This is a genomic window from Streptomyces sp. NPDC007162 (assembly GCF_040634175.1).
In the GTDB taxonomy this organism is placed as follows: Bacteria; Actinomycetota; Actinomycetes; order Streptomycetales; family Streptomycetaceae; genus Streptomyces.
The window spans coordinates 1-4701 of sequence record NZ_JBEYFC010000607.1 but is presented as its reverse complement, the minus strand read 5'-3'; the positions used below and the strand labels follow the sequence as shown (position 1 = coordinate 4701).

The following is a 4701-nucleotide window of genomic DNA, read 5'->3' as shown; positions in this document are numbered from 1 at the left end:
GCTCTGGCAGGACTTCCAGCGGCACGTTTGGGTCGATGGCCGCGAGCAGCCGTTCCAGGGCGGTCAGTTCGGCGACGTTGTTGGTGGCCCTGCCGAGCGGTCCTGCCTCCCAGCGGGCCGGGGTCGCCGCGTCGTCGGACACCACCCAGGCCCAGCCGGCCGGTCCTGGGTTTCCCTTAGAAGCCCCGTCGCACGCGGCCACCACTCGTTCACGCATGGCCCCGATCATGCCACGGCCTGCCGGACCGCCCGGCCGTGGCCCGGTGTCCGCGCTGCTCAGACGTCCTTGACCGACGGCAGCTCGCCCTCGGTGGTGTTGATGTCGATCACCGAGAAGCCGGCGCCCTGCGGATCGCTGAGCGCCGCGAACCGGCCGAAGGGCATGCTCAGCGGACCGAAGCGGAGCACCCCGCCGAGTTCGGTGGCCCTGGCGACGGCCTCGTCGCAGTCGGCGACGGTGAAGTACACGTTCACGTACGACGGCACCTCGGGCGGGAACTCGTCGCCCATCCGCATCCGGCCGAGGACGGTGTTCCCGTCCACGTCGAACATCCGGAAGTCGACCTTGTCGTCCTCGATCCGCCGGGCCGTATAGGGGAAGACGGCGGTGAGGAAGGGGTCGGTCCTCTCCGGCTCACGGGTGAAGACCTCCGCCCAGCAGTAGGCGCCGGGCACGGCCGTGGCCTCGAAGCCCTCGTGGGCACCGCCCTGCCAGATGCCGAACACCGCGCCGCCGGGTTCCCGGGCCAGGCACATCGTGCCCGCCTCGCCGACCCGCATCGGCTCCATCAGCACCTCGCCGCCGTGCTCCCGGATCCGCGCGGCGACGGCCGCGGCGTCCGGCGAGGCGAAGTACAGGCACCACTGGGGCTGCCCCTCCTGACCGGGCATGGGCGGTACGACGGCGGCGACGGCCTTGCCGTCCGCGTAGGCCTGGGTGTAACCGCCGTACTCCGGCGACGACTCGCCGAACGTCCAGCCGAGGACCGCGCCGTAGAAACCCTTGGCCCCCTCCAGGTCGCTGAACATCGCGTCGGCCCAGCAGGGGGTGCCTTCAGCTCGTACCGCCATGGCCGCGGCCCTTCCGATCGCGCCGGATTCTCCCGACCCCTCACGCTAGCCACCCGGCGGTCCGCCCGCGCGCCGAACGACGGCCTCCGGCGGACACTGGGGGGGGACGGCGGGCGCGGAGGAAGACGGCGGCCACGGGAAGGGCGGTCGGCACCGAGGAAGACGGCCGGCGCGGGAAGGGCGGCGGCCTTCGGCGGACGGGGTGCGGCATGACGGACATGATGCGGGCGTGGTCGGTGGCGCGGCCGGGGCCGGTCGAGGCGGATCCGCTGCGGCTCGTCGAACGGCCGGTGCCGGTGCCCGGGGCGGACGAGCTGCTGGTCCGGGTGCGGGCCTGCGGGGTGTGCCGCACCGACCTGCACGTCACGGAGGGTGATCTGCCGGTGCGCAGGCCCGGGGTGACGCCGGGGCACGAGGTGGTCGGCGAGGTGGCCGGCCTGGGCTCGGGGGCGGCGGACTTCACCGTCGGGGACCGGGTCGGGGTGGCCTGGCTGCGGCGCACGGACGGGGAGTGCGCGTACTGCCTGCGGGGCGCAGAGAACCTGTGCCCGCGCTCGCGGTACACGGGCTGGGACGCCGACGGCGGGTACGCGCAGTACACGACGGTACCGGCGGAGTTCGCGTACCGGCTGTCCGGGACCCTGGACGACGTGACGCTCGCGCCGCTGCTGTGCGCCGGGATCATCGGCTACCGCGCGCTGCGCCGGGCCGCGCTCCCTCCGGGCGGCCGGCTCGGCCTCTACGGCTTCGGCGGCAGCGCCCATCTGTGCGCGCAGCTGGCGGTGGCCCAGGGCGCGCGGGTGCATGTGGTCACCCGGGGCGCCGAGGCCCGGCGGCTGGCCCTGGCGCTGGGCGCGGCCTCGGCACGGGACCTCCACGAGCCGCCGCCCGAGCCGCTGGACAGCGCCGTCCTGTTCGCCCCGGTCGGCGATCTGGTGCCGGTCGCGCTGCGTGCCCTGGACCGGGGCGGGGTGCTCGCGGTCGCGGGCATCCACCTCAGTGACGTGCCGCCGCTGAACTACGAGCGCGAGCTGTTCTACGAGCGGGAGCTGCGCAGCGTCACCTCCAACACCCGTGCCGACGGCCGGGAGTTCCTGGCCCTCGCCGAACGGCACCGGATCCGCGCGACCACGCACACCTACCCGCTGTCCGAGGCTCCACGGGCGCTGCGGGACCTGAAGGCCGGGCGCTTCGACGGAGCCGCGGTGCTGGTGGACGACCTGCCCTGAGTCCAACCCCCGCCCGGCCAGGGCATGAGAGCGGGCCACCGGCGCGTGATCGGCGGACGCAACCTTTTCCGCCCCGACCACCAGGTTTGCGCAACCACAGCCCGCAGCCGCCCCCTTCACGCCGTACCCGTAGATCACCACGACTGTTTGGCTGGTCCGTGCGCATCACCACCTCGCACACCACCGACCCTTCGGGTCACCGTCGTTCAGCTCCCTGCTGGAGGGAATGTGTCCACACCGGACAGCGTCATCGGTTCCGCCGTCGACGAGCCCGAGCCGGATCCGACCACCGACGGGCAGCTCACCAGTCTGAGCACCCGGGCGGCACGCCAGCTCGCCACGACCACCAAGTCAGAGCCGCAGATGCAGGCCATCACCTCGCGGTGGCTGCTGAAGACACTGCCGTGGGTGGACGTCAAGGGTGGCACCTACCGGGTGAACCGGCGCCTGCAGCTGCGCACCGGGCGCGGCCGGGTGAGCTTCGAGCAGAACGGCGGGGACGACATCCGGGTCATCCCGGGGACCCTCACCGAACTGCCCATCCTGCGGGGCTACGACAACCCCGACGTGCTGGCCGAGCTCGCCGCCCGCTTCCAGCCCCGCGAAGTGCGCGCGGGCCAGCTGCTGTTCGAGGCCGGGCAACCGGTCACCGAGACCTACCTGGTGGTGCACGGGCGGTTCACCCGGTACGCGGCCGGCAAGTACGGCGACGAGGAGGTCGTCGGCGTGGTCACCGACGGCGACCAGATGGGCGACGAGGCGGTCGGCCAGACCGACCCGCTCTGGCTCACCTCGGTCCGCGCGGAGACCGCGGGGGTGGTGCTGGCGCTGCCCTGGGCGGTCGCCGAGGAGATCATGGACCGGGAGCCGTCGCTGGGCGCTCACCTCCAGGCGTTCGTCGACCGGCAGCGGCTGCCGATGAACCGCAAGGGCGAGGCCGAGGTACCGGTCCAGGCCGGCCACGTCGGCGAGGAGACCCTCCGCGGCGGCTTCGTGGACTACGACCTGGCGCCGCGCGAGTACGAACTGTCGCTGACCCAGACCGTGCTGCGGGTGCACTCCCGGGTCTCCGACCTCTACAACCACCCGATGGACCAGACCCAGCAGCAGCTGCGCCTCACGGTCGAGGAGATTCGCGAGCGCCAGGAGTGGGAGCTGGTCAACAACCGTGAGTTCGGGCTGCTGCACAACATCGACTACGGGCAGCGGATCAGCTCCTTCACCGGCCCGCCGACCCCGGACGACATGGACGAGCTGATCTCCATGCGCCGCAAGACCAAGGTGATCCTGGCGCATCCGAAGGCGATCGCCGCCTTCTTCCGGCAGTGCAACCGGCGCGGCCTGGTACCGCCCAGCGTGAACATCGACGGGCACGAGATCCCGGCCTGGCGCGGGGTCCCGATCTACCCGTGCAGCAAGATCCCGATCAGTGACGACCACACCAGCAGCATCATCGCGCTGCGCACCGGCGAGGCCGACCAGGGGGTCATCGGCCTCTACCAGACCGGTATCCCCGAGGAGTTCCAGCCCGGCCTGAACGTCCGCTTCATGGGCATCAACGAGCAGGCCGTCGTCAACTACCTGGTCACCGCCTACTACTCGATGGCCATCCTCGTCCCCGACGCGGCCGGGGTCCTGGAGAACGTCCAGCTCGGCCGCACCGCCGACTGACGGCCCGGAGCACAGCCATGAGCACAGCCACCACGTCCTACGTCCTGCCCGGCCCGCCGAACCTCGCGCAGAGCCTGCGCCCGGGCAGACGCACCGGGGCGGTCCCCGGACTCCACTACCGGCCCGCCGCGCCCGCCGACCCGGAGAAGGCCGCCGAGCTGGACCGGCGCCTGGAGGCCTGGGCCCGGGAGCTCGATCTGTTCCCCGAGGCCTGGAAGGGGGACTTCTCCGGTTTCCAGTTCGGCCGGGCCGTCGTACTCCAGCATCCGGGCGGTCTCGACCTGGACCGGCTCACCGCCGCCGGCAAGCTGCTGCTCGCCGAGAACATCGTGGACTCCTGCTACTGCGAGGAGGACGAAGGGCGCGGCGGATCCAGGCGCGGGCTCGGCGGTCCGCTGATCATCGCCCAGTCGGCGCTCGACCCCTACCACGGCATCCCGGAGCTGGAGGAGGAGTGGCGCGCGGGCATCGCGGCCGACGGCCCGCTGCGTTCCTACCACTTCGCCCTCACGGACTTCGCCGCCTTCGCCACCCCGAGCCAGACCGACCGGTTCGTCCACGACATCGCCCGGCTGCACCTCGGGTACCTCGGTGAGGCCGCGTGGATGGAGACCGGGTACATGCCGCGGGTCTGGGAGTACCTGGTGATGCGGCAGTTCAACAACTTCCGCCCCTGTCTGTCGATCGTCGACGCGGTGGACGGCTACGAACTGCCCGAGCAGCTCTACGC

5 protein-coding genes are annotated in these 4701 nt (G+C 72.2%); 3 read left to right on the top strand and 2 right to left on the bottom strand.

Translation table 11 applies throughout. The features are described 5' to 3' along the window. Both ABZ646_RS40350 and ABZ646_RS40345 read right to left on the bottom strand, forming a co-directional pair. The coding region (locus ABZ646_RS40350; RefSeq protein ID WP_360530869.1) for an RNase H family protein at nucleotides 1–229 on the bottom strand (229 nt) is incomplete at its 3' end. 47 nt (nucleotides 230–276) lie between these two features. Beyond that, nucleotides 277–1071 (bottom strand): VOC family protein, encoded by a 795-nt coding sequence (locus ABZ646_RS40345; protein WP_360530866.1) that lies wholly within the window; start codon nucleotides 1069–1071, stop codon nucleotides 277–279. Nucleotides 1072–1292: 221 nt separating this feature from the next. Here ABZ646_RS40345 and ABZ646_RS40340 point away from each other — a divergent pair, with 221 nt between their 5' ends. From ABZ646_RS40340 to ABZ646_RS40330, 3 genes are all read left to right on the top strand, one after another. Further along, on the top strand, nucleotides 1293–2300 hold the full coding sequence (locus tag ABZ646_RS40340) for a zinc-binding alcohol dehydrogenase family protein (RefSeq protein ID WP_360530872.1): 1008 nt from the start codon (nucleotides 1293–1295) through the stop codon (nucleotides 2298–2300). A gap of 228 nt (nucleotides 2301–2528) precedes the next feature. Next, nucleotides 2529–3971 (top strand): family 2B encapsulin nanocompartment shell protein, encoded by a 1443-nt coding sequence (locus ABZ646_RS40335; RefSeq protein ID WP_360530863.1) that lies wholly within the window; start codon nucleotides 2529–2531, stop codon nucleotides 3969–3971. Between the two features lie 17 nt (nucleotides 3972–3988). Beyond that, nucleotides 3989–4701 (top strand): cyclase (locus ABZ646_RS40330; protein ID WP_360530860.1); only part of this gene is annotated, 713 nt, incomplete at its 3' end.